Origin of the sequence: Bradyrhizobium zhanjiangense, from assembly GCF_004114935.1 — a bacterium.
Taxonomy (GTDB): Bacteria; Pseudomonadota; Alphaproteobacteria; order Rhizobiales; family Xanthobacteraceae; genus Bradyrhizobium; species Bradyrhizobium zhanjiangense.
Window position 1 is genome coordinate 3,223,727 of record NZ_CP022221.1, and the last position, 25,698, is coordinate 3,249,424.

The 25,698-nt window shown below is 64.4% G+C and carries 17 protein-coding genes; 7 read left to right on the forward strand and 10 right to left on the reverse strand.

What is annotated here, in order from left to right; translation table 11 throughout:
- Positions 1-86 precede the first annotated feature (86 nt).
- Complete coding sequence (locus tag XH85_RS15065) at positions 87-2,408, forward strand: molybdopterin guanine dinucleotide-containing S/N-oxide reductase (protein ID WP_164940284.1); 2,322 nt, start codon at positions 87-89, stop codon at positions 2,406-2,408.
- A gap of 136 nt (positions 2,409-2,544) precedes the next feature.
- Here XH85_RS15065 and XH85_RS15070 read toward each other — a convergent pair whose 3' ends face one another.
- From XH85_RS15070 to XH85_RS15080, 3 genes are all read right to left on the reverse strand, one after another.
- Complete coding sequence (locus tag XH85_RS15070) at positions 2,545-3,528, reverse strand: helix-turn-helix domain-containing protein (protein WP_128932419.1); 984 nt, start codon at positions 3,526-3,528, stop codon at positions 2,545-2,547.
- A 240-nt stretch (positions 3,529-3,768) separates the two neighbouring features.
- On the reverse strand, positions 3,769-4,476 hold the full coding sequence (locus XH85_RS15075) for a hypothetical protein (RefSeq protein ID WP_128932420.1): 708 nt from the start codon (positions 4,474-4,476) through the stop codon (positions 3,769-3,771).
- A 118-nt stretch (positions 4,477-4,594) separates the two neighbouring features.
- Complete coding sequence (locus tag XH85_RS15080) at positions 4,595-7,435, reverse strand: ATP-binding protein (protein WP_128932421.1); 2,841 nt, start codon at positions 7,433-7,435, stop codon at positions 4,595-4,597.
- 327 nt (positions 7,436-7,762) lie between these two features.
- On the opposite strand from XH85_RS15080, the gene XH85_RS15085 reads away from it, so the two are divergent.
- From XH85_RS15085 to msrA, 3 genes are all read left to right on the forward strand, one after another.
- Positions 7,763-8,452: a VOC family protein gene (locus XH85_RS15085; protein WP_128932422.1), complete on the forward strand. Its 690-nt coding sequence runs from the start codon at positions 7,763-7,765 to the stop codon at positions 8,450-8,452.
- 168 nt (positions 8,453-8,620) lie between these two features.
- Positions 8,621-9,043 (forward strand): OsmC family protein, encoded by a 423-nt coding sequence (locus tag XH85_RS15090; protein ID WP_128932423.1) that lies wholly within the window; start codon positions 8,621-8,623, stop codon positions 9,041-9,043.
- Positions 9,044-9,224: 181 nt separating this feature from the next.
- The gene (msrA, locus tag XH85_RS15095) at positions 9,225-9,740 is read left to right on the forward strand and encodes a peptide-methionine (S)-S-oxide reductase MsrA (protein WP_128932424.1); all 516 of its coding nucleotides are present in this window, start codon (positions 9,225-9,227) and stop codon (positions 9,738-9,740) included.
- Between the two features lie 126 nt (positions 9,741-9,866).
- On the opposite strand, the gene XH85_RS15100 is transcribed toward msrA, so the two are convergent.
- On the reverse strand, positions 9,867-12,710 hold the full coding sequence (locus XH85_RS15100; RefSeq protein ID WP_128932425.1) for an ATP-binding protein: 2,844 nt from the start codon (positions 12,708-12,710) through the stop codon (positions 9,867-9,869).
- Between the two features lie 292 nt (positions 12,711-13,002).
- Here XH85_RS15100 and XH85_RS15105 point away from each other — a divergent pair, with 292 nt between their 5' ends.
- Positions 13,003-13,992 carry a Bug family tripartite tricarboxylate transporter substrate binding protein gene (locus tag XH85_RS15105; protein WP_128932426.1) on the forward strand — a complete coding sequence of 330 codons (990 nt, stop codon included), beginning with the start codon at positions 13,003-13,005 and terminating at the stop codon, positions 13,990-13,992.
- A gap of 6 nt (positions 13,993-13,998) precedes the next feature.
- On the opposite strand, the gene XH85_RS15110 is transcribed toward XH85_RS15105, so the two are convergent.
- Entirely contained in the window at positions 13,999-15,159 is a 1,161-nt protein-coding gene (locus tag XH85_RS15110; protein WP_128932427.1) for an MFS transporter, read from the reverse strand.
- Positions 15,160-17,114: 1,955 nt separating this feature from the next.
- Here XH85_RS15110 and bamA point away from each other — a divergent pair.
- Together bamA and XH85_RS15140 are read left to right on the forward strand one after the other, a co-directional pair.
- Positions 17,115-19,628, forward strand: coding sequence for an outer membrane protein assembly factor BamA (bamA, locus tag XH85_RS15135; protein WP_128932428.1), 2,514 nt, complete (start codon positions 17,115-17,117; stop codon positions 19,626-19,628).
- A 191-nt stretch (positions 19,629-19,819) separates the two neighbouring features.
- On the forward strand, positions 19,820-20,752 hold the full coding sequence (locus XH85_RS15140; RefSeq protein ID WP_128932429.1) for a helix-turn-helix domain-containing protein: 933 nt from the start codon (positions 19,820-19,822) through the stop codon (positions 20,750-20,752).
- 27 nt (positions 20,753-20,779) lie between these two features.
- Here XH85_RS15140 and XH85_RS15145 read toward each other — a convergent pair whose 3' ends face one another.
- The 5 genes from XH85_RS15145 to XH85_RS15165 form a co-directional block, all read right to left on the reverse strand.
- On the reverse strand, positions 20,780-21,706 hold the full coding sequence (locus tag XH85_RS15145) for a catalase family peroxidase (RefSeq protein WP_128932430.1): 927 nt from the start codon (positions 21,704-21,706) through the stop codon (positions 20,780-20,782).
- A 131-nt stretch (positions 21,707-21,837) separates the two neighbouring features.
- On the reverse strand, positions 21,838-23,070 hold the full coding sequence (locus XH85_RS15150) for a Zn-dependent hydrolase (RefSeq protein WP_128932431.1): 1,233 nt from the start codon (positions 23,068-23,070) through the stop codon (positions 21,838-21,840).
- Positions 23,063-23,848: an ABC transporter ATP-binding protein gene (locus tag XH85_RS15155; protein ID WP_164940285.1), complete on the reverse strand. Its 786-nt coding sequence runs from the start codon at positions 23,846-23,848 to the stop codon at positions 23,063-23,065. The genes XH85_RS15150 and XH85_RS15155 overlap by 8 nt, the downstream gene beginning before the upstream one ends.
- A complete protein-coding gene (locus XH85_RS15160; protein ID WP_128937281.1) occupies positions 23,845-24,618 on the reverse strand; it encodes an ABC transporter permease in 774 nt (257 codons plus the stop codon). Before XH85_RS15160 ends, XH85_RS15155 begins: the two co-directional genes overlap by 4 nt.
- 70 nt (positions 24,619-24,688) lie before the next feature.
- Positions 24,689-25,633, reverse strand: a complete 945-nt coding sequence (locus tag XH85_RS15165) for an ABC transporter substrate-binding protein (RefSeq protein WP_128932433.1) — start codon at positions 25,631-25,633, stop codon at positions 24,689-24,691.
- Positions 25,634-25,698 lie beyond the last annotated feature (65 nt).

Here is a 25,698-nt window from a genome sequence, read left to right on the forward strand (position 1 = left end):
CCCAGCGTAGACGTCAGCTCTGATCTCGATGACATCACAGTGTGGATCGGTATACTGCCACCACGTACTGGAACAAGGATCAGGCGATGGACGATACGATTGGCTTTCCCGACCCCGGCCTCGACCTGTCCGACGGCTTCAAGCCGCACACGTCGCATTGGGGCGTGTTCTCGGCGCGCCAAGGCGCGGCCGCACTCGAGGTCAGGGCCTATACGGGGGATCCCGATCCGAACGGCATCATCGACAATTTCCCCGGCGCGCTGCGCCACCAGGCGCGCATCGCCCAGCCGGCGATCCGCCGCGGCTGGCTCGAGCGCGGTCCCGGCCCGGACGATCGCCGCGGCCGCGACGAATTCGTCTCCGTGAGCTGGGAGAAGGCGCTCGATCTGCTCGGGGACGAACTGGCGCGCATCCGCGACACGCGCGGCCCCGGCGCTGTGTTCGGCGGTTCCTATGGCTGGTCGAGCGCGGGCCGCTTTCATCACGCCCAGAGCCAGGTGCATCGCTTCCTCAACATCGCGATGGGCGGCTATGTGCGTTCGGTCAACACCTACTCCTCCGGCGCGTCCTCGGTGTTGCTGCCTCAGATCCTCTGCGGATACGAGGACATCACCAAGCGCAACGTCACCTGGGAGCAGATCGCGGCGGATACCGAGATCGTGCTGGCGTTCGGCGGCATGGCGCTGAAGAACTCCATGGTCGCCGGCGGCTCTATCAGCAAGCATGTCGAGCGCGGTGCCATGGCGGCGGCGCGCCGGCGCGGCTGCGAGTTCGTCCTGGTCAGCCCGCTGCGCGACGATCTGCCGGTCGAAGCTGGCGCCGAATGGATGAGCTGCGTGCCCGGCACCGACACCGCGCTGATGCTCGGCATCGTCCACACGTTGGTGAGCGAAGGTCTGCACGACCAGGCCTTCCTCGATCGCTACGCGGAAGGCTGGCCCGTCTTCCTGCGCTATCTCACCGGCGAGAGCGATGGGCAAGCAAAGCATGCCGGATGGGCCGCCGCGATCTCAGGCGTCGAGGCGGACACCATCCGCGCGCTGGCGCGCCGGCTCGCCGGGAAAAGGGCGCTGATCACCGTCTCGCATTCGCTCCAGCGCGCCGAGCATGGAGAGCAGCCGGTGTGGATGAGCCTGGTATTGGCGGCAGCGCTCGGCCAGGTCGGTCTTTCCGGTGGAGGCTATGCTTATTCGCTGGGTGCGATCGGCTATTACGGCCGCCGCGTCAACGACGTGCCGGGCCCGACGCTGGGGCAGGGCCGCAACGGCGTTGCCGATTTCATTCCGGTGGCGCGCATCGCCGACATGCTGCTCAACCCTGGAAGCACCTATCGCTACAATGGCGAGACGCGCACCTATCCGGACATTCGCCTCGTCTACTGGGCCGGCGGCAATCCCTTCCATCATCACCAGGACATCAACCGCCTGCGCAAGGCGTTCGCGAAAGTCGACACGCTGGTCGTGCACGAGCTCGGCTGGACCGCGACGGCCCGGCACGCCGACATCGTGCTGCCCGCAACGATGACGCTGGAGCGCGAGGACATCGGCTATTCCACCAACGACCCCTTGATGGTCGCGATGCACCGGATCGCCGAGCCGTTTGGGCTCGCGCGCGACGACTATGATATCTTCGCCGATCTCGCCGAACGTCTCGGCGCGCGCGAACCCTTCACGGAAGGCCGCACCTCTCGGGAGTGGCTCGAACATCTGTATGAGCCCACCCGCGCCTCGCTCGCCAAGCGTGGCGTGGAGGCGCCCAGCTTCGACGAATTCTGGCAGCGTGGCAGCCTGGTCGTGCCGCAGCAGCCCGATGACGGCGGCCGGCTGCGCCGCTTCCGTGAGGATCCCGCAGGTCACGCCCTGCCGACGCCGAGCGGCCGCATCGAGATCTTCTCGGCGAAGATCGCGGGCCATGGCGATGCGGATTGTCCGGGCCATCCGGTCTGGCTCGACAAGTCCGATATGCCGAGGCCTGGAGCACCGTGCTTCCTCGTCGCCAACCAGCCGGTGACGCGCCTGCACAGTCAGCTCGATTTCGGTGGCCATTCGCTTGCCGCAAAACATCGCGGCCGCGAGGTCGCGCGCATGAACCCGCGCGATGCGGCCGCACGCAGCATCAAGGATGGCGACATCATCCGCCTGTTCAACGACCGCGGCGCCTGCCTTGCCGCCGTCCACGTCACCGACGGCATCGCGCCCGGCGTCGTGCAGCTTCCGACCGGAGCCTGGTATGACCCGATGGATCCCGAGGACGACGCGCCGCTCTGCGTTCACGGCAACCCGAACGTGCTCACCCGCGACGTCGGCACCTCATCCCTGGCGCAGGGCTGCACGGGGCAGTTGACGACGGTCGAGGTGGAGAAGTTCACGGGCAATCTGCCCCCGATCCGGGCGTTCGATCCGGTGTAGGGCTTTTATCGTAGCCCGGATGGAGCGTAGCGCAATCCGGGACCGCTCTCTTCATCGGCACCTTCCCGGATTACGCTTTCGCTCCATCCGGGCCACGGCATCTCGCAATGATGAAGTAGAGACCGCGTGCGCGTCGCTACGCGGCCACGCTGGCGATCCAGTCCCTCTCCCGAGCAGCACGCCGCTGCGGAGGCGCTTCTGCCTCGGCTCGCTCACCCTTGCTGGCGAGGCGCCAGCGTGCCGGAGACTGGCCGCTGATGCGCTTGAAGACGGTGGAAAAATGCGCCTGCGTGCTGAAGCCGACGGCAAGCGCGATCTCCGCCAAGGGCCGCTCGGTGGTCGTGAGCAGCGCCTTCGCACGTTCGATCCGGTGATTGAGAAGATATTCGCGGGGGCGGTAACCGGTCGCGGCGCGGAATTGGGCCGCAAAGTGCATTCTGGACAAGCCGGCGACATGGGCGAGCTCGGCCAGGCTGATGCAGCGGTCGAAATGATCGGCGATGTATTGTTCGACCCGCCGCAGCCGCCATTTCGGCAAGGCATTGACCCTGACGCGCGGCGGCTCCAACCGGGCGAGATGCATCGCAAGAGTCTGGCCGAGGCAGCGCATGAACTGGTGGTCCGCGGCGTGACCCCGTTCGATCAGCGCCTTGGCAAGCTCCGCAGCGAGCGGGTCGCGCAACAGGACGAGGTCATTCAGTCCTTCGGCCGCGGGGAATTGCGCCGGAAAATGATCCGTGGAGATGTGAAAGTGGAGGAAAGCGCATGGCGATTCGAATTGCGCGCGGAGAGGCTTCGACGGTGCTGTGACATAGAGCGTGCCTGCGGGCATGGTGCCGTCGAAAACGATCTGACGGTCCCGGCTCAGTCTTGCGCGCGTGGTCTTCAGGGCAATGCCGACGAAATAGCGATCCTCGGGCGTCGTCGTTTCGTGCGACGAAGCGCCACGGGAGTCTTCCCATCGCGAGATCGTGATGTCCTCGCTGGACGTCTCCGCGCCGCGGTCGATCTGACGCCATCGGCTTTCCCGGGCGAATGCCTGTGTCGTCTGCGGAGCCTCGCGCTTCCGGTTGACGGCTCGAAGATCGGCCCAGGCGTGTGCCTGCATGTCGGTGAACATCGTTCGTTCTCTCTCGTCTCATCGGCGGCTTGCGATGCGCAAGTTCGCTATGGTCCGAGAGTACGCGCGTGCGCGCCAGGACGCCCGTTAGTGGTGATTAGGAGTTGTTAGTTGTTGTGTGAGTGCGAGCGCTGTGACAGCTCGCCGCAGGAGGCTCTATGAACGTCCCAATTCGTCGCATCGGTTGACGTCGTCGGCGCAGGTTCGAGCAAGTGACGTCGTTTGCGCGCGCATGCGCCGCTACTCGAAGACGGCGTCGAAGATCTCGACGTCCATCAACACAGGCTTGGCGATCACGGTTCCGTCGGACTGCAGCGTCTGCGCCCGTCGAAGCGTCGGCACCACGATGCCGCCGAAACTGTCATGGGCCCAGGAGGAATGTGCGACCTTCATCCCGAAGAGATCGTGATCCGTCCGCCGTTGCAGAGCGCTCTCGTCGAAATAGAAGATCTGCTCGGAAGCGAGCGTGACCAGGCGCGGGGGGAATTGCGCCCGTAGCCGCCGCCAGGTCTGAGTGTTCTCGCGCCACGGCGTCAGCTCTTCCACCACGACATCGGGGTCGGCGAGCAGGAATGGAGTCGTCAGATAATTCCAGATCGCGACGCCGCAGAAGAAGACGAGGTGCAGTTCGTCCGCGAGCGCAGGAGAGCCAGCCTCGGCAGACGCGAAGCTCGGGTTGCGCCAGGTCCGCAGGACCTCACCATCCAGGCTCTCGATCGTGATCGCGTCCGGTTGAAACGACCCGGAATGTTCGCCTCCCGTGATGCCGGTGAAGCGGATCGATTGGGTCCGGGTCGAGCCTTCTGCGGTCACGTCCTTGAATTCCCGGGCGTGTCCAGCGCTGGAGAACAGCGTCCCGCCGACGGAGAGGTGGAGCGTGAACCCCTTCAAGCTGTTCCAACGGGCCATACCGCCATTGGCATCGATTACGTCGTCAAGAAGCGCCATGTCCCGCCATATCCACCGTGAAGTGCCTCCACCATGGCGGGGCGTGTGCGGCTTGGCGTGTTAGAAGTTGTTAGGACTTGCGAGCGCGCGGGATGGCGGTATCTCGTTGAAGATGCTCTCAATTCAGGGCGGCAAGGAGGCCTCTTGCGGCAACCAGATCGCGGGTCTGGAGGCCCTCCTGATACTGCGCGACGAGTGGGGTGAGCAGGTCGCGCGCGTCCGCGGCCTTGCCGGTGCGCTCCCAGATGCGGCCGAGGCTGATCGCGCCGCGGAGTTCCCAGCCGACCGCGCATTGGCGCCGCGACAGATCGAGCGATCTGCGCAAGACGCTCTCGGCCTCCACAACGTTGCCAGACCGTACGAGGATGTCGCCCTTGACCCTGAGCATCTCCGGCATGTCGAAGGACTCGCCATGATCGGGGATTTCCGCGATGGCCTCATCGATGGTCCGCAGGGCCTCGTCGGGCTGGTTCTGGGCCAGCAGCCCCTCCGCGAGCGCGGTCGCAAACACCGTCGTCATGATCCGGTGCCGCGTGGCGTACAGCGTGGCCTGGCTGCGCCGAAGATGCTCCATGCCGGCGGCGACGTCGCCGCGGCGCAGCAGCAGCTCGCCTTTCTGGCCGATGCCGACCGCATGATAGGGGCCGAGGAAGTGACGCGCGGAATGTTCGATCAGCCGCTCGATCAGGATTTCGGCATTGGCCCAATCCCCGACCCAGAGGAACACGTAGATCGTCCAGATCAAGGAAATACCGAGGGTCAGCGGCTGCTCCAGCAGCTCGGCCTCGCGAACGGTGTACCTGGCCGCCTCAATTGCACGATCGGGCCGGCCGGTGAGCCAAAGCCCGCGCGCCAGTGCCACCAGCGCCACGATGCGGTCGTCATAACCGAGATGCCCGATGTTCAGCCGCTGCGAGCCGGGATTATGCATCATCGCGCTCTGGCAAAACTGCACGGCCTTGTCCTGATTGCCGATCAGATGATGCGCAACGCCCAGCATCCATTCCACGTTCAGCGCGGCGGCGGGATCGTTCAGCCTGCGCGCAACGCTTTCGCCCTGTTCGCCCGTGCCGAGCGCGCCGTGAAAATCTCCAACCCTGGTGAGATAGATGTGCAATCCGCGCAGCAGCCAGAGCTGCCAGTGCAAATCCTCCAGCTCCCCTGCAAGCTGGAGACTGCGCGTGAACGCCGCCCGGACCGCTTCCGTATTGCCCTGCGTGAACATCACGGAGACGCCGAGCGCGGCCTGCAACGTCATCTCCTGGCGGCTGTCGATCGAATCCGTGAGCGAGGCCAGCGCCTGCCGGGTCCAACGGTAGCATTCCGTCAGCAATGTCAGCTCGAGGAAGAACTGGGCTGCCGAGGCCGCCAGATCCACGCCGATTGTCCGGTCGCCGCCATCCGAAAAGCTCCAGGTCAGCGCGGCCCTGACATTGGGCAGGTAGTCGGCATAAGGAAGGAAGCCGCCGGCGCTCTGCATGCCCGCTGATTTGACAGCAATGTCGCGCAGGACATCGCGGAAATATTCGGCATGGGCGCGCGCAGCGCGGGCCGCTTCTCCGTTCTCGACGAGCTTGTCCGCGACGAAGGCGCGTGTCGTGTCGAGCAGGCGATAGCGCAGCCGCCGCTCCGCGGACGACGTTGCAATCAGCGATTTGGAGAGCAGGTTCGAGATCGTCTCGACAGCTTCGGACTCGCTGATGCCCTGGCTGGACGCGACAGCAATTGCGGCTTCCAGCGTGAACGGGCCGACGAACACCGACAATCCGCGCAGCGTCGCGCTTTCGGCCGGCGGCAGCAGATCGTAACTCCAGGCGAGTGCCGCGCTCAGGGTCTGGTGTCGCGGAATCGCAGTGCGTCGTCCTCGCCACAACAGCGAGAAGCGGCTGTCCAGCAGCGAGGCGGTCCCGGCAATGCCATATGCGTTCACACGTCCGGCGGCGAGCTCGATCGCAAGCGCAATGCCGTCGAGACGCCGGCAGATCTCGGCGACGAGCGGGGCATCCTCCTCGCTGAGCTCGAACTCGCTCAGGCTCTCGGCAATGCGTTCCACGAAGAGTTGGCTTGCGGGATAGGCAAGGATGTCGGCGATGCTGAGGCCGTCGCGCTGCGGCGGGCAATCCAGTGGAAACAGCCGGTGGACGCGCTCGCCTTCGGTGCGAAAGGATTCGCGGCTGGTGGCGAGAATGTGCAGCTCTGGCGCCTCCTGGACGATGCGTTCGGCCAGAGGGGCGAGCTCATCGAGGAGATGCTCGCAACTGTCGAACACCAGCAGCATCCGCTGGCTGCGCAGGAACGTCAGCAGGCCCGGCATGGGATCGTCGGAGTTGACGGTCAGGCCGAGTGCGGCCGCGATCGTTCCGGGCACGAGGCGGGCATCCGTCAGCGCACCGAAATCGACGAAGCTCACCCGACCGTCGAAGGCCCCGAGCTCGCGGTGCGCGACGGCGAGCGCAACCGAGGTCTTGCCGATCCCGCCGGGGCCGACGATGGTGACGAAGCGGTGCTGAGCCAGCTCTGCGGAGATCTTCTCGACCGCATCGTCGCGCCCGATCATCCTCGCAAGCGGCGAGGGAAGCGCGTGGGGCGAAGCGGCAGGCAGGCTGGTGCGGTCCTCGAATGGTGCTGTCCGGAGCAGCGGGGCCGCGAAGCAATAGCCACGTCCGGGGACGTTGACGACGTAGCGGGAGTCTTCGCCGGCATCGCCCAAGGCTTTGCGCAGATTCGTGATGTGGAAGCGCAGGCTGCCTTCGTCGACATTCACGTCGGCCCAGACGCGCCGCATCAGCTCCCGTTTGTCCACGACCTCGCCGGCGCGCTCGGCGAGAAAGATGAGGATGTCGAGCGCGCGGCCACCGAGGTGAAGCGGCGCGCCGTCCTTCTCAATCAGCCGCGACTTGGGAAACAGCCGGAACGGCCCGAAAGCAATGGCCGAATCCTGGTCGTTAGTGTCCGGCACGAGCAACGGTCCGCTGAAAAAGGCTGATGTCTGCACGTTGATCTATCAGAACGAGATGTCCAGTAAACTGGCCGAAAATGGCGAAATCGCGTGGCGATCACCGAATGCACGGGCAATAGCCGTCACAAATTTTGCTTAAAGGCGAGCGATTTACGACGATGACTGCGACAATTCGTCAGCATGCTTGACCGTCGAGGTCGCAGTGTCCGCCGCCAGAGTGCTATGCCGCCGATCATAACAGAATCTTGCAACGTCTAACGGGCAAAACCCGAGCGATGCATTCAGTATGGCCTTCGGGTTAAATCCTACTCCAACGGGGAGGTTATCATGGCCACTATCGAAATCGACCGTGACGTCGCGACCAAGCCTTCGACATCGCGTAACCTTGATCTGAAGCTCGAAGTCGTCGTCATCCCCGTCTCCGATGTCGACCGCGCCAAGGCGTTCTACACGCGCCTCGGCTGGCGACTGGACGCCGACTTCGCGTCGAGCAGCGAGTGGCGCGTGATCCAGTTCACGCCGCCGGGCTCGGCCTGTTCGGTGATTTTCGGCAGGAACGTTACCGCCGCAGCGCCCGGTTCGGTGCGCGGCTTGTATCTGATTGTCTCCGATCTGGAGGCTGCGCGACAAGATCTGCTCGACCGCGGTATCGCGGTCAGCGAACCCTTCCACGGTGCCGGCGATGTTCACGCCGGTCCGGACGAGCCGTATCTGTTTGGCAGCGTCCGGGTCAGCGGTGCTGACCCGGAGCGCGGCAGCTACAGCTCGTTTGCCTCATTCAGTGATCCCGACGGCAATGGCTGGCTGTTTCAGGAAGTCACGACACGATTGCCCGGACGCATCACGGCAGACGGCACGACGTTCGCCTCGCAGAGCGATCTGGCGGCGGCGTTGCGCCGTGCATCGGTCGCGCATGGTGAGCACGAGACGCGGATCGGCGGACACGACGAGAATTGGGCGGATTGGTACGCCGATTACATCGTGCGCGAGCAAGCCGGTCTACCGCTGCCGTCCTGAGTTGAAGGCAGTCTTCCATCTTGCGCCAATCATCGGACAAATCGAACGGAACCTCGGCGCCGCGTGACCGGTTGGAGAGGCGGCAGGCGCGAGGCCACCGCCGTCTTCCACCGGCGCGGGGCGCCGGGACCGGGCTGAACGATCCACAAACAAACAAGGAGAACCAGGATGATCCGCAAGGCAAAAGCAGTATGGAAGGGCACTGGTCGTGATGGCACGGGCCATCTCTCAAGCGAATCCGGTGTGCTCGCTGAGACGCCCTATTCGTTCAAGACCCGCTTCGAGAACGAGAAGGGGACCAATCCCGAGGAGTTGATCGCGGCGGCCCATGCCGGCTGCTTTACGATGGCGTTGGCCTTCGGCCTTCAAATGGCAGGCTTCACGCCGGAGGAGCTCTCGACCGAGGCAGCCGTCACGCTCGAACCCGAAGGCAAAGGCTTCAAGATCAGCAAGTCAGCGCTCACCTTGCGCGCGAAGGTGCCGAACCTCGATGAAGCAGGTTTCGCGCGCCTCGCCGGCGAGGCCGAGAAGAACTGTCCGGTGTCCAAGGTGCTCAACGCCGCGATCACGCTCGACGCCAAGCTGGGCTAGCGGCGAGCTTTCAACTCGTGTCCATCCGGTTCTGGTCGGTAAACTGAAGCGGTCGAAGCTTTGGGACCACGAGAGAGCCGGGTGGACACATACAGGCAATGCTTGTCTTTCGGCCAGGCAGCCGAAAGCATATGATACGACAGGCGCAGAACGGATTGAGCGATCAATTGGGAGCGGACAGATGACGACAGAGCGCGCAGTTTTGGCCGGAGGCTGCTTCTGGGGCATGCAGGATCTGATCCGCAAGCAGCCCGGCGTGGTCTCCACACGCGTCGGCTACACCGGCGGTCAGGTGAAGAATGCCACTTACCGCAATCACGAGGGCCACGCCGAAGCGATCGAGATCATGTTCGATCCCGCAAAGACTAGCTTCCGGACCATGCTGGAGTTCTTCTTCCAGATCCACGATCCCACCACGCTCAATCGCCAAGGCAATGATCGGGGCACGAGCTATCGCTCCGCGATCTTCTATACCAGCGAGGGGCAGAAGCGGATTGCCGAGGACACGATCGCGGACGTCGAGGCGTCGGGCCTATGGCCTGGCAAGGTGGTGACCGAGATCGCGCCGGCCGGCGAGTTCTGGGAAGCCGAGCCCGAGCATCAGGATTATCTCGAACGCTATCCGGACGGCTACACTTGCCACTTCATCCGGCCGGGCTGGAAGCTGCCGCAGCGCGCGGCTGCTGCCGGAGGCTAGAGCGTTTTCGAGCGAAGTGGATACCGGTTCGCGTGAAGAAAACGCGTCAAAACAAGAATCTAGAGCTTCGGTTCTGATTCAATCAGAACCGATCATGCTCTAGGTCGTCGCGGGCTCCGCTCGCGGTCAGGCGCGCAATTGCGCGATCAGGTCGCGTGCAGTGCGCATATCGGCGATGTCTGCGCCCTCGGCGAACCTCCCGCAGACAGGGTCGAGAACCGCCAGTGCTTCTGCGCTTCGGCCAGCCCTGAACATGAATCGCGCGAGACTGATCGCGCAGCGCAGCTCCCAGAAGCGGGCGCCTTGCGCAACGGCCATATCCATGGCCCCGCGCAAGCGTGCTTCGGCATCCGCCGAGTGACGCGCGCTCCTGAGCATCAATTCTGCCTTGATGCGGGTCAGTTCTGGCAGATACCAGAGCTCCTGCCGGTCGTTGCAGCGGGTCAGGACGTCATCGATCACGTCGAGGCCGCGGTCGATCTGGTCGGTCTCCAGGAAGGCCGCCGCGAGTTCGCCGAGCAAGGGAAGAAATCGCGGCAGGAAGCGCGCATCGCCGGCGCGATTGAGCTCTTCGCGCAGCAGCGGCAGGCCCATCGCGACGTCGCCTCGCTTGGCAATGACCGCTGCGTTGAAGGCTTTTGCCCACAAGCCCCACAGCCGGATCGCATGGCGCTCGGTGTGCTCGAGCAACTCGGTGCCGTGGCGCTCAGCGGCGTCAAGATCGCCGGCCCAGAAAGCGATCGGGCAGGCGGCTTGTCCCAGCACGCTGCAGAAGGTCAGGGCGTGACCGTTGGCGCGGCCTTCCTCGATGTTCCTGGCGGCGAGTGCCTGGGCCTGATCGGCCAGGCCTTGCAGCCACAGGATGCGGGCGCGGAAATATTGCGTCGATATCCTGAGGTCGAGCGGGAAGATTTTCGGCTTCTCCGCCAGTACAGGCAGCGACATGTTGACCCGATCGATGCGCACGCGCGCCTCGTCCTGGTCGCCGAGATAGTGCAGCGCGACGGCCATCAGCCGGTCGCCCAGCATGACATCGGTCTTGTCGGGTGAGTTCGCTGCCGCGTCGGCAAAGCGCTCGGCAAGCGCGCGGGCCTTGCCGAACTGCCCGTTGTTGAACTGGTCGATGCACAAACCCCAGAGCGCGCGCAGCCGGAAATCCTTGTCATCGAGCCTGTCCGACAGCTCGAGGGTCGTCTCCAGGATCGGGCGCGCCTCGCGCGCGCGGCCTTCGCCATACATCAGCGACCAGCCGAGCGCCGACAGCAGCTGCATGCGGACGCGGTCGTTGTCGCCGGCATCGCCGAGCGCGGCGAGGGCCGTTCTGGCGCGCTCGCGGCATTCGGCGAACAAGGAAAGGCGCACCCACAGTGAGACCGCAACTGCGGTCAGGGCGATTCCCAGTGCAGCGTCGCCGTCGGGCGCGAAGGCCCAGTCCAGCGCCGTGCGCACATTGTCCAGCTCTGCGCCGTAGACGTTCAGCCATTCGGGCAGCGGCGTTGTCGTGTCGGCCTCGGCGCGCTCGAAGAAATCGCGAAAATGCTCCGCATGGCGCCGCGCGAACTGCCTGTTTTCGCCGAGCTCGTGCAGCTTCGCGAGCGCATAGGTGCGCGTGGTGTCGAGCAGGCGATAGCGCAGCGTTCGCGAACCGGACGGCGAGATCAGCGATTTGGTGACCAGGCTGTCGATCGCCTCCAGCGTCTCCGCTTCGCTGAGGCCGTCGCCGGCCGCGACCGCGGCAGCCGCCTCCGGTGCAAACGGCCCGGCGAAGATGGACAGCCGTCGCAAGGTGGCGCTCTCCGCCGCGGGCAGCAGATCGTAGCTCCAGTCGAGCGCGGCGGCGAGGGTCTGGTGTCGCGGCACGGCGGTGCGGCGTCCCCGCCATTGCAGCGAGAAGCGGCTGTCGAGCAGGGATGCGGTGCCGGCGATGCCATAGGCATTGACGCGGCCTGCCGCGAGCTCGATCGCCAGCGCAATGCCGTCGAGGCGCCGGCAGATGCTGGCGACGAGCGGGGCCTCTTCGGCGCTGAGCTGGAACGGACCCGAGCTCTGCGCGATGCGCTCGACGAAGAGTTGAGCGGCAGGGTAGGCAAGGACATCGGCGACATCAAGGTCCTCGCGCTCCGGCGGACAATCCAACGGGAAGAGCCTGAATATCCGCTCGCCTTCGCTGCGGAACGACTCGCGGCTGGTCGCGAGAACGCGAAGCTGCGGTGCTTCGCGAACGATGTGCTCGACCAGCGGCGCCAGCGCATCCAGCACGTGCTCGCAACTGTCGAAGATCAGCAGGGCCGGGCCGGTCTTCAGAAATGTCAGCAGGGCCGGCGTCGGATCCTCCGAGCTGATGGTCAGGCCGAGCGCCGAAGCAATGGTGGTCGCGATGTGGCTGGCGTCCCGCAACGGACTGAAGTCGACAAAGAAGACGCGCCCACCGAAATCCTGGGATCGGCGATGCCCGACGGTGACGGCGACGGCGGTCTTGCCGATGCCGCCCGGGCCGACCACGGTCATGAAGCGATGGAGCGAAAGTCCATTGGAGATCTTCTCGATGACTTCCTCTCGTCCGATCATCTTCGCAAGCTGAGCGGGCAGGGAGCGAGGAAGCGCGGTTTCGGCGGAGGGTGGGTCGACTTGCGGCGCCGCTTGCGCGAACGAGGCGACGAAGCAATAGCCGCGGCCGGGTACATTGACGACATAGCGGGCCGACTTGCCGGTATCGCCGAGCACCTTGCGCAGTGCTGCGACATGAAAGCGCAGACTGCCTTCGTCGACATTGACGTCGGCCCAGATGCGCTTGACCAGCTCGCGCTTGCCAATGACTTCACCGGGACGCTCGGCCAGGAAGATCAGAATGTCGAGCGCGCGGCCGCCGACGTGAAGCGGCGCGCCCTCCTTCTCCAAGAGCCGGGACTTGGGAAACAGCCGAAATGGCCCAAATGAAATGGCTGAGTCTTGGTTACTATGTGCTGGCACGCGCCATTGCCCCCTCGCGGGAGTCAAAAGGTATTTCGTTCTGGTCTAGCAGAACGAGGCGCCGAGTAAACTGGCCGAAAGCCGCATGGCTGGCAGACCTGCGCAGATGGCTTGGGTCGGCCTCGGCTGATTGAAATAATTCTTGAAAAGGAATGGGTTAGACCAGCACGCCACGGCGGTGATGCTGCCGCTCGATCGGACCGCAGCATTGACGGCGGTCGCGGATTGCTGCGATGGGATGACGGGGAGCCGGTCCCGCCTCGACAGTAACTACCGCTTCCGGAATTCGAACATGCCTTCCTTCTCGCGGCGACGGTTCGTCTCTGCGCTATCAGGCGCAGCGGCGCTGGCGACCATCCCACGCAGCGGACAAGCCGCCGACTATCCGTCCCGTCCCATTCGACTGGTGATCCCCTACGGGGCTGGCGGATCGGGTGACCAGATCGGGCGCCCATGGGTCGACAAGATGTCAACGCTGCTCGGGCCGACCTTCGTCGACTATATCGGCGGCGCAGGCGGCGCGATCGGGACTGCCGCGGTCGCGCGCGAGGAGCCCGATGGCTATTCGCTGCTGCTCGGAAACGGCAGCACGCAGGTCATCATTCCCTTGACCTCGGCAAATCCCGGCTATTCCGTCGGCGATTTCCGCGCCATCTACCGCCTGATCAACAGCGCGCTGGTTTTCGCGGTCCATCCTTCATTGCCCGCGGCCAATCTGCGCGAGTTGATCGCCTATGCGAAGGACAATCCGGGAAAGCTGTCCTACGGGACGCCGGGCGTCGCGACGGGAAATCATTTGGTCGGCGAATCCTTCAAGCAGCAGGCCGGCGCGCTCGACATCGTCCACGTGCCCTATCGGGGCATCGCGCAGGCGACCAATGATCTCGTCAGCGGCCAGATCTCGCTCGTCATTGCCGTCATGTCGGTCCAGTTGCAGCAGCTGAGCCAAGCCGGCAAGATCCGGCTGCTTGCGGTCACCACCGAAAGGCGGCTGAGCGGCGCGCCTGATATCCCGACGGCGATCGAATCCGGCATGCCGGATCTCAGCTATGAAGGCTGGTTCGGGCTGTTCGCGCCCAAGCGTACCGATGATGCGATCATCGATCGGATCGCCCAGGCTACGCGGTTGGCCATGGCCGATGCGACGCTGCTCGCGAATTATCGCGCGCAAGGCATGGAGCCGGACGCCGATTCAAGCCCCGAAAAACTCCAGCGCATCGTCGAGGCGACAACGGCAAGCCTGGCGCCCGTGATCAAATCGATCGGGCTCAATCAGTTGTGAGGCCGCTCACGCGCTGACGCGCGATGTCCGGCGTTGCTCCTTCGTGACGACGCCTGCCGATAGCGTGACGAGACCCATCAGCGCGGCCAGCAGCCAGAACGCCGTTGGCAGCCCACTGACGCGAGCAACGAAGCCGACGCCGGCGGGACCGATGAGGATGCCGGCATAGCCGGCGGTCGTGATCGCCGCGACGGCGAGGCCCGTGGGCATGGCGGTCTGCTTGGCCGCCCGGCGGAACAGCACCGGCACCAGATTCGATGCGCCGAGGCCGATGAGCAGGAAACCGGCTATGGCCACCGCCGCGATCGGAGCCGTGAGCAGGACCACGAAGCCCGCGATGGCAATGAGGCTTCCCCACAACAGCGTCGTGCGGTCGCCGATGCGCGCGACGACGGCGTCGCCGCCGAGCCGCCCCACCGTCATCGCGATCGAGAACACGATATAGCCGGCGCCGCCTTGCGCCTCCGAGACGAGGCCCGCGCCGATGACGAGCAGCGCTCCCCAATCGAGCATCGCACCTTCGACGAGGAAGGTGATGGCGCCGAGCAGCGCGAGCAGGAGCACGGCGCCGTGCGGCAGCACGAACAGCGGACCCTCCTGCACCTGGGCCGAGCGGAGCAGGCGCGGCCAGGTCACCAACATCGCGATCAGCATCAGGATCGAGCAGATCAGCGTGCAAGTGAGCGCGCCGAGTTGCAGCAAGAGCAGTGCCGTCATCAGCGCGGAGCCGGCGAAGCCGCCGATGCTGAACAAGGCGTGGAAGCCGGACATCAGCGGGCGTTTTGCGGCGCGCTCCACCTCCACCGCGTGGATGTTCATGGCGACGTCGATCGAGCCGAGCGCCGCGCCGAACGCAAAGAGCGCCAACGCCAGCGCTGCTGGCGAGCTCGCGATCGCGAGCAGCGGCAGGACCAGGGCGAGACCGAGCCCGCCCGCGACGATGATCGGCCGGCTGCCATAGCGCGCGCTCAGGACGCCGGTCAGAAGCATGGCGAGGACCGAGCCGATGCCGAGGCTGAGCAGCAGCAGCCCGAGAACGCCATCATCGACGCCGAGGCGCGTCTTCGCGAACGGCACCAGCGGCGCCCAGCACGCGATGCCGAAGCCCGCGACGAGGAAGGCGAGCCGAGTCGCAAGGCGCGTCGCCGGCCGGTCGGCAGAATGCATGGGAACTCCGGGGAAGCAGGCAAGGGTGGGATGCTCCAGAGGCCCCAGAATTGCCGCGCCTTTATGTCCGAGGCTTGCCCGAATTGTCGCAGGCAGCGCTCGAAAGCTGTAAGCGGACGCCATCGTTCCGTGGAAAGAGGTTCTGATGGCTCGCGGACGGGCCGGGCGAAGCGAGACCAGGCCGCGGCTGGCGCTCGGCAGGCGGAATGTTGCTGGATATGAACAGATGTTGCCCGACATCTCGGCGCCGGGCGAGACTGCCCGTCGGGCAAAACACCGGGCCATTCCGACACGCATCGGTGTCAAGCCGCGTTTGCAAAAATATTCCACTTTACCGAAATTCGGAATTGGCGTATGTGTTGGCCCAACCCGGCTCACCCTTGAGGGGCGATCATGTGTCGTGATGATCGTGGAGCCGGGGAGCGGTGGACGCGGCAGCGTCGGGCGCGAAAGCTGCGGGCAGGGCGGATTGCTCTCCGTGAGCCCGAGGCTTTCGTGCGGACGAGCGGCGCTGTCAGGTTCGTCTCGCCAGTAAGTTTCCTGCTCCGTCGACAGGGTTGGAAAAACTGCTGCGAATAGCGAACCGTGCGTACGGCAAAACCGTGTGGTCCTGGCCGTCGTTGCTCAAGCCCTGGCGGATGCGACATTCGTGTCAACCGGCGCGGTGCCGGCGACTTTCGCTGGGGTGAGGGAGGCCAGAAGGAACTCGGCTCCCGGGAGAGCGCGGCATAAGCCGTCAAACCACTGCGCAGGGAAGGCCGTGTGTTGGGCTTCACCTGTATGCTGCTGTGCGGTCTTCTCTGCGTGTGCGTTTCGCGCAGCGGACCGTGGGTGCCAGCCGGCACCCGGCCTTCCCTGCGCCCTCTTGGATCTCGAGGGTGGAGCGACGAAGCAAAGCTCGGGCGAAATCCGCCGCGAGAAGGCGAAGGCGTGTCTGCGACGCACATGCGGATTGGAGAGCGACGCCTTGCCCCTGGCTCCGTCATTGCGAGGAGCCCTTGCGACGAAGCAATCCAGAATCCCTCCGCGGAGGGATTCTGGATTGCTTCGCTTGCGCTCGCAATGACGAGCCTGTGGCACGCGCACGCCACACACTCGCTGTCATCGCCCGGCTCGACCGGGCGATCCAGTACTCCGAGACACTTGTGATTGATCCGAGAGGCCGCGGCGTACTGGATTCCCCGCTTTCGCGGGGAATGACAGTGGCAGTTGGAGGACGACGGCGGCGCCCCTTGCTCCGTCATTGCGAGGAGCTCTTGCGACGAAGCAATCCAGAGTCCTTCCGCGGAGGGGTGCTGGATTGCTTCGCTGCGCTCGCAATGACGAGATTGGGGCGAGCGCTAACCACACACTCGCTGTCATCGCCCGGCTCGACCGGGCGATCCAGTACTCCGAGACACTTGTGATTGAACCGAGAGGCCGCGGCGTACTGGATTCCCCGCCTTCGCGGGGAATGACAGTGGCATTTGGAGGACGACGCCATTGCCCCTTGCTCCGTCATTGCGAGGAGCCCTTGCGACGAAGCAATCCAGAGTCTTTCCGCGGAGAGATTTTGGATTGCTTCCGCCTACGCCAAGGCCGGTGGCGGCGGCATGTGCGGTGAAGGTCGAAGCGAGGACGGCGACCAGCACCGCTCTGGTCATGGCAATCGCGTTCATCGGCAAACACCCCTGCAAGTTCCTGATGTCGCCGCCTCTTGCACCGGCTTAAGGGCCTGTAAAGAATCCGGGCGTTGCGCGATGTTGCTGAACGTGAGCAAGGGCAAGCCGCCTGCGCGGCAGCTTCGACGCCGGTCGGTTGCCATTGACAGCCCGCGCGCTTGTCGTGGCCTCCACATTCACGCCACCGATCAACCAATCAAATTCAACGACCAGAAACACTACAGCAATCTCAAAGCCACACCGCGGCCACAGCCGTCTCGTTTCAGAGCAGGCGAGGTACTGTTGAGGTGTGGAATGTCGTTTTTGCGGGCCTGGCTGGTCGTTGCGGCGGTGAGTGGTGTGTCGATTGCAAGCTCACTGCCGGTTGCGCTGTTGCCGCGGCTGGCGGCCGCGCAAGTGGTGGAGACGATCGTCGTCGAAGGCAATCGTCGCGTAGAGGCCGAGACGGTCGGCTCCTACTTCAGGCCGGGGCCCGGCGGGCGTTTCGATCAATCGGCGGTCGACGAGGGCCTCAAGGCGCTGATGGGGACCGGCCTGTTTCAGGACGTGAGGATCAACCGGGCCGGCGGCCGCATCGTGGTGTCGGTGGTCGAAAACGCCGTGATCGGTCGTGTCGCCTTCGAGGGCAACAAGAAGATCAAGGACGAGCAACTCTCGGCCGAGATCCAGTCCAAGCCGCGCGGCACCTTCTCGCGGGCGCTGGTGCAATCCGACACGCTGCGAATCGCCGAGATATATCGCCGGTCCGGCCGTTACGACGTGCGCGTCACGCCTGAAATCATCGAGCAGCCGAACAATCGCGTCGACCTGATCTTCACGGTCGAGGAGGGCGTCAAGACTTCGGTCAAATCGGTCGAGTTCATCGGCAATAGCACCTTCTCGGCCTCACGCCTGCGCGATGTCATCAAGACGCATGAGAGCAATCTGCTCAGCTTCCTCGGCAGCAACGACATCTACGATCCAGATCGCGTCGAGGCCGACCGCGACCTGATCCGTCGCTTCTATCTCAAGAATGGTTTCGCCGACGTCCAGGTCGTGGCCGCGCTCACCGAATACGATCCGGAGAAGAAGGGCTTTCTCGTCACCTTCAAGATCGAGGAAGGACAGCAATATCGGGTCGGAGCGGTGAATTTCCGCTCCAGCATTCCCAATTTCGATGCGGGCTCGCTGCACACCTATTCGCGCGTCAATGTCGGCTCGCTCTACAACGTCGAATCGGTCGAGAAGTCGACCGAGGAGATGCAGATCGAGGCCTCTCGCCGCGGTTATGCCTTCGCCGTGGTCCGCCCCGGCAGCGACCGCAATTTCGAGGCGCATACGGTCTCGGTCGTGTTCAACGTCGACGAGGGACCGCGCACCTATATCGAGCGCATCAATTTGCGCGGCAATACTCGCACGCGCGACTACGTAATCCGCCGCGAATTCGACCTCTCCGAGGGAGACGCCTACAACCGCGCGTTGGTCGACCGCGCCGAGCGGCGACTGAAGAACCTGGACTACTTCAAGAGCGTCAAGATCGTCACCGAGCCCGGCTCCTCCAGCGACCGTGTGATCCTGATCGTCGACATGGAAGAGAAATCGACCGGCGATTTCTCGATCTCGGGCGGTTACTCCACGACGGATGGCGCACTGACCGAGGTCTCGGTCTCCGAGCGTAACCTGCTCGGCAAGGGACTCTACGCCAAGGCGTCCGTCAGCTATGGCCAGTACGCGCGTGGCATATCTCTGTCCTTTGTCGAGCCCTACCTGCTCGACTATAGGCTGGCGCTCGGATTCGACACCTATTGGCGCCAGCAATTGTCGAACAGCTATACGAGCTATGGCGTGACGACGCTGGGCTTCTCTCCGCGCCTGGGCTTTGCGTTGCGCGAGGACCTCTCACTCCAGCTCCGCTATTCGCTCTATCAGCAGAGCATTACGCTCTCCAGCGCGTACAATAATTGTAACAACAACTCATCGAACACGTCACTGGCCTTCAACCCGACGCCGGCCTACATCAAAAACGTTCTGGGCGGCGTCGACCCGACCAATTCCACGGACTCCGGCGTTTACGGATACGGCTGCTACGGCGACGGCGAATCGAGCTTGCCGGTCCGGAAAGAACTGGCGAACGGCGCGACCTGGACGTCGGCGCTCGGCTACACCTTGAACTACGATACGCTCGACAACACCAAGAACCCCACCGACGGCTTGCTCGTCGACTTCCGGCAGGATTTCGCCGGGGTGGGCGGCGATGTGACTTATCTGAAGACTGCGATTGACACGAAGTATTACACGCCGCTCGTGTCCGAGATCGTCAGCGTGATCCACCTTCAGGGCGGCATCCTCAACAAGATCGGCGACCAGCATCTGCGCATGCTCGACCATTTCCAGATGGGACCGAACCTCGTGCGCGGATTCGCTTCGAGCGGCATCGGTCCGCGCGACATCACTTACTGGAGCCTGGGCGCGAGCGGCGATGCGCTCGGCGGCACGAAATACTGGGGCGCGTCGATGGAGTTGCAGATGCCGTTCTGGTTCCTGCCCAAGGAGGTCGGCCTGAAGGGCGCGATCTACGCCGATGCCGGCTCGCTCTGGGGCTATCAGGGGCCGACGTCATGGACGGCCACCGGCGAAGTCAACACGGCGGCCTGTCCGACATGCGGGCTGCAATATGATGACGGCAATGTGGTGCGATCGTCGGTTGGCGTCGGCCTGATCTGGGCCTCGCCGTTCGGGCCGCTGCGCTTCGACTATGCCGTGCCGATCACCAAGGGCAAATACGACGTCGTCCAGGAGTTCAGGTTCGGCGGCGGCACGTCGTTCTAGCGATGCGGCGCCGGCACCGCGATTCTCGTGTCGCGTGACGCACGTTCGCCATTTGATCGTGCGTTTGTGAAAACGTGTGAAGCTCGCCTCGTGCGCGCACGTGGACAGTCGCCTGCGGATGTTGGATAATGTGAGCCTGAAATTGCAGGACACTGTGGCCTGCACTCGGCTTCCACAGAAAGGCAAATCCGATGACGCAGGCAGGCGCCTATGGACAGAGGCTCGGGCAGTTCCTGCGTCTGAAGGAGGCGCCGCCCGCCCTGGTCACGCGCTCGCTGCGCAGCGCCGAGCTCGCGGTCACCGAAACCCGGAATGATCACCCGGTGCCCGGTCTGTCCGGTTCGCTGACCGCCGAAGATGCCTTTCTCGTCAGCCTGAAGCTTCACGATTACCCGGATTGCGAGCTCTGGGAGCGCGGCAAGTGTATCATGAAGGCGGACGTCCACGCCGGTACGACCTATCTCTACGATCTCAAGCGCGATCCGCGCTATGTGATCGACAAGCCGTTCCACTCGCTGTTTTTCTACATTCCGCGATCGGCACTCGACGGCATCTCCGAACAGTGCAATGCGTCGCGGATCGACGAACTCGACTGTCAGATCGGCGTTGGCCATGACGACGGTATCATCCGCCACATCGGCGCGTCGCTGCAGCAAGGCCTGCGCAGGCCGGACGAGGCCAACCAGCTTTTCATCGACCACATGATGCTCGGGCTGACCGCCCATGTCGCCCAGACTTATGGCGGGCTCCAGCGCACGGCCGGACCCACCCGCGGCGGGCTCGCTCCGTGGCAGGCGAAACGTGCCTGCGAGAGACTGGAATCCGACCTCGGCGGCAAGCTCTCGCTGCAGAAGATCGCGACCGAGCTTGACCTTTCGGTCAGCCATTTCTCCCGCGCATTTCGAATTTCCGTCGGCATGCCGCCGCACCAATGGCTGCTTCATCAGCGCGTCAAGGCCGCCAAGCAGTTGATGACCGTTCGCGACCTGCCGCTGACGGAGATCGCGATCTCGGCCGGGTTCGCCAACCAGAGTCACTTCACGCGCGTGTTTTCATCGATTGTCGGGGTCAGCCCAGCCGTGTGGCGCCGCGAGGCGCTCGGCGCCTTGCGCGCGGGCACGTGAACCCCGGTATGTGGGGCGCCAGTGCCCTCAACGGCGTTTCGCCAGTGAAATGGCGTAGGCGGTGCGCCGCGCCGCAAAGATCTCATCCGGCGGATGACCGATGCCATCGGCGAGGTTGGCTGGATTGAAAATGGACGCGTCGCAAGCCTGGTTCGGCTCGAATCCCGTGATCACGATCGTGCCCAGGCGCACTTCTTCGCGGCAGTCCTCGTCCGGCCAGCGTATGGTCACGTCCATGACGGGGTCGCCGGGACGGTCGAGCAGCGCCATCACGTTGAAGCGGACATCGCCGGTGGCGATCCGTGTGTTCAGGTCGTCGTGCAGGAAGTCGGCCGGCTTCGTCCCGGCTTCCTGCTCGGTCAGCGTGATGTCGTCGCCAACCGGGGCGACCTTGAACTTGATGAAGCGCGTCTCGCCTCGCGCGCTGGTCGCAGGAAAGGCGTGCACGCCCCAATAGGTCGTGCCGGCAAAACTCCCGGGCAGCCGGCGCGCGGCGACATAGTTCGTCTGATTGAGCGTTTCAGGATTAGCCGTCGAGAAAGCTGCGACCTTCGCCTCATCCGGCCTGCCGTCCGGCCCGGGGATGCGCGCCTCGAGGAAGGCCAGCATCTGGTCGGGCGTCCTTGCAAAATGCATGGGAGCGCTTTCCGTGAGGATGTCGGATCGATGATCGCCGTCGCCGAGTCTGAAGCTGAAGCCGCGCAGCACGCGGTTGTTGGTATCAGCTACGTCAGGATTGCCGCCGCCCACCGAGAAGCGTGCCAGCACGCGCGATGGCATCGTGAAGCTCCGCGATCTCGTGACGTCCCCCGCCCGGTCCGACGGGGTGTAGGTGCCGCGAACACACCGGCCCTTCGCGAAGCTCGCACGCACTTTCGGCGGATTGCCGGCGACGGCTTTCAGGGCGTCGACGATGGAGGCGGGCGTTGCGACGCCGTTCGGGCTCTCTGACAAGGCGGACCTCTCGCATGCGAGCCCCGCTTCTAGGCACGCTTCGGGTCATGAGTCTTTCCCAAAGCGGGCGCGATTTGCCCGATCCCGCCACGATCGATGCCCGATGGATCAGGCAATGACGGCCCGCGTGCTCAGCCGCCGAGAATGCGGCGGCAGGCGTCGACGAATACCTGCGCGCCGGTGACGATGTCGGCATCGGCGGTGTTCTCGGTCCAATGATGGCTGATGCCGCCGATCGACGGCACGAACAGCATCGCCGCGGGCATGATCGTTGCCAGCATCTGCGCATCGTGGCCGGCGCCGCTGGGCATGCGGACGGATCGACCGCCAGCCAGGGCCTTGCTCGCCGCTTCGATGGCATCCTGGAAGCCGGCATTCATCATGGCCGGCGCACCGGTGCGCAGTTTCTCCACCGTGACGGTGCAGGGGCCCTTCGCGTTGATCTCGTCGGCCATGGTCCGCAGCAATTGCTCGAGCCGCGCGATGACCGCCGGGTCGTCGTCGCGGATCTGGAACAGCATTTCTGCTCCACCCGGAATGATGCTCGGAGCGCCGGGATCGAGCGTGATGCGACCGGTGGTCCACACCGTGCGCGGGCCGCAGGCATCGGGGAAACGTTCATCGATCGCGACACAGAATTTGGCCAGCGCCAGGCCGGCATCCTTTCGCACGGCCATGCGGGTGGTGCCGGCGTGGTTCTGCTCGCCGACGAAATTGATCCGGTATTGCCAGATGCCAACGATGGAGGTCACGACGCCGATCGCGAGGCGGCCGCTTTCAAGCGTGTCGCCCTGTTCGATATGCGCCTCCAGATACCCGACGTGCCGGCTTGGCGGGGCGGTGATGCGCGGGCGCCCCGAGAGCCCCATCTCGGCGAGTGCATCGCGCATGGTGCGGCCGCTGGTGCGGTCGCGGGCAGCATCGACGTCGGCCTCGGTCACTTGGCCGACATAGGAGCGCGAGCCGAGAAAGTGCCCGAAATGTCCTTCCTCGTCGCACCAGGCGGCGATCTCGACCGCGCCCTTGAACGAGGGATCAGCATTGAGCACGCGCGCGGCTTCGAGCGCATAGACGACGCCGAGCGGACCGTCGAGCCAGCCGGCGTAATTCTGGCTTTCCAGATGCGATCCCGCCAGCAGCTTTGGTCCCGGCTCTGCGCTGGTACCGAAGACATTGCCAATGCCGTCGATCGTGGCGGAGAGGCCGGCGTCGGGCAGCTTCCGCACCAACCAGTCCAGCGATTGCTTGTGCGGCTCGGAGAAGGTCGGCTTGTGCACGCCGGTCTTGTAGGCGCCGATGGCGCGCAGCGCGTTGAGGTCGGCGAGGACGCGCTTCCCGTCGGCGCGGGGCGGGGTGTCAGGCATGTTCGGCAACTTTCAGCGCCTCGGTGCGGATCTCCTCGACCAGCCGCTCCTTGAGCTGGACGAATTCCGGCGTGGTCTTGATCTTGTAGGAACGCGGATGCGGCAGGTCCACATGGATCTCGGCCTTGATGCGGCCGGGGCGCGCGCTCATGACGATGACGCGGCTGCCGAGGAAGATCGCCTCCTCGATGTCGTGGGTCACGAACAGCACGGTCTTCTGGTCGCGCTCCCAGATCCCGAGCAGCATCTCCTGCATCAAGGCGCGGGTCTGGTTGTCCAGCGCGCCGAAGGGCTCGTCGAGCAGCAGGATTTTCGGATCGTTGGCGAGCGCGCGGGCGATCGCCGTGCGCTGCTGCATGCCGCCGGAGAGCTGCTTGGGCCAGTGGTTCTCGAAGCCGGACAGTCCGACCTGGCGGATGAAAGCATCGGCGATCCTGTTCCGCTCGTCTTGCGACACGCCGCGCTCGCGCAGGCCGAAGGCGATGTTCTCGCGTACGGTCAGCCAGGGAAACAGGGTGTAGGACTGGAACACCATGCCGCGATCGGCGCCCGGGCCGGTCACTTCGCGCCCATCGAGCGTGACACGTCCGCTGGTGGGGCGATCGAGGCCGGCGACGATACGGAGCAGCGTGGACTTGCCGCAGCCGGACGGGCCGAGGATGGTGACGAAGTCGTTGTTGCCGATGACGAGATCGGTCGGCTCCAGCGCCCTGGTCGGCGCATTGCTATGGCGCGCGGGAAAGGTGCGCGAGATCTGCTCGATCTTGAGGATCGTCATGCGAGCCTCCACGGAAACAACCAGGCGTTGAACGCCTTGAACATGAAGTCCGACAGGAGGCCGATCAGTCCGATCACGATGATGCCGAAGATGATCTGGCCGGTGTTGAGCAGCGCCTGGCTGTCGGTGATCATGTGGCCGATGCCCGAGGACGAGCCGATCAGCTCGGCGACGATGACATAGGTCCAGGCCCAGCCGAGCACCAGCCGCAAAATTTCTGCGATCTCCGGCGCGGAGGAGGGGAGCAGCACGCGGCGGATGATGCCGCGGTCGCTGGCTCCGAGTGTATAGGCCGCCTCCACCAGATCACGCCGGGTCGCGCCGACGTTCACGGCAACCATCAGGATGACCTGGAACACCGATCCGATGAAGATGACGAGCAGTTTCTGCAATTCGCCGATGCCGGCCCAGAGGATCAGGAGCGGAATAAAGGCGGACGCAGGCAGATAGCGCGCGAAGGAGACGAACGGTTCGAGGAAAGCTTCGACCGGCTTGTATGCACCCATCAGCACGCCGAGCGGCACAGCGATGATTGCTGCGAGGGCAAAGCCGCCGACGACGCGCCAGATCGTCATGCCGATGTCGTAGACGAAGCCCTGTTTGGCTAGGAGATCATAACCTTCCTGCACCATGGTCAGCGGGTTCGCGAGGAACGTCTTCGACACATGGCCGCCGAGCGTCGCCCAGGACCAGAGGGCAACGAACAGCACGAAGAATGCAAGGCCGTACGCCATGCGTTGCTTCGATGTCACGGGATCCAGGGGACGCATCAAACTGTCTATCCGAATAGTCGATCATGCGCCGGCTCCGCCTCTTGGCGGAACCGGCCACTTGCAGAAGTTACTTGATGTAGCTCGCGTCGAAGAGGTCTTCGACCTTCGGCGCGGTCTTGATGATGCCGATCTCGAGTAGGAGCTCGGCGGCCTCCTTGTTGAAGGTCAGGAAATCGCCGGCGAAGAACTTCTGGTTCGCCGCCTTGTCCTGCCAACGCAGATATTTCGCCGAGTTGCCGAACTGCTCGCCGGACTGCTTCACGTCGGCGCCCATGATCTCGTAGGCCTTTGCCTGATCCTTGGCGATCATGTCGAGCGCCTCGAAATAGCTGTCGGCGAGCGCCTTGGCGGCCTTCGGGTTCTCGGTGAGGAACTTCGGCGTGCAGCCGAACGTGTCCATGACCATCGGGTAGTCGAGCGTGGTCGCGATGATCTTGCCCTTGTCGGGCGCGGCACGAACCGTCGAAAGATACGGTTCATACGTCATCGCGGCATCGTTCTGGCCGGAGACGAAGGCCTGCGCAGCCGCAGCCGGCTCGAGGTTGACGACGGTGACGTCCTTCACCGACAGACCGTTCTTCTTGAGCATCCAGGCCAGCGCGAAATAAGGCGAGGTGCCGGGCGCGGAGGCGGCGACGGTCTTGCCCTTCAGATCCTTGATCGAAGCCAGGTCGTTGCGCACGGCCATGCCGTCGGCGCCGTAGCTCTTGTCGAGCTGGAAGATCTGCTTGGTCGCAACGCCGTTGGCGTTCCATGAGATCCAGGTCTCGACGGTGGTTGCCGCGCACTGGACGTCGCCGGAGGCGATCGCGAGGTGACGGTCCTTCTGCGGGATCTTCTTGATGGTGACGTCGAGGCCGTTCTTCTTGAAGATGCCGGCCTCCTTCGCCAGCGTCAGCGGCGCGAAGCCGGTCCATCCGGAGATGCCGATGCCGACCTTGACGTCGTCGGCGAGCACCGGAGTGGCGGTCGCGAGGGCAATGATTGTCACAAATACTTTCGAACTACGCATGATTGTCGTCCTCTTGCCGATCGATGGAATGACGTCCTGTTGATCCTTGTCGGTCCATTTGGACC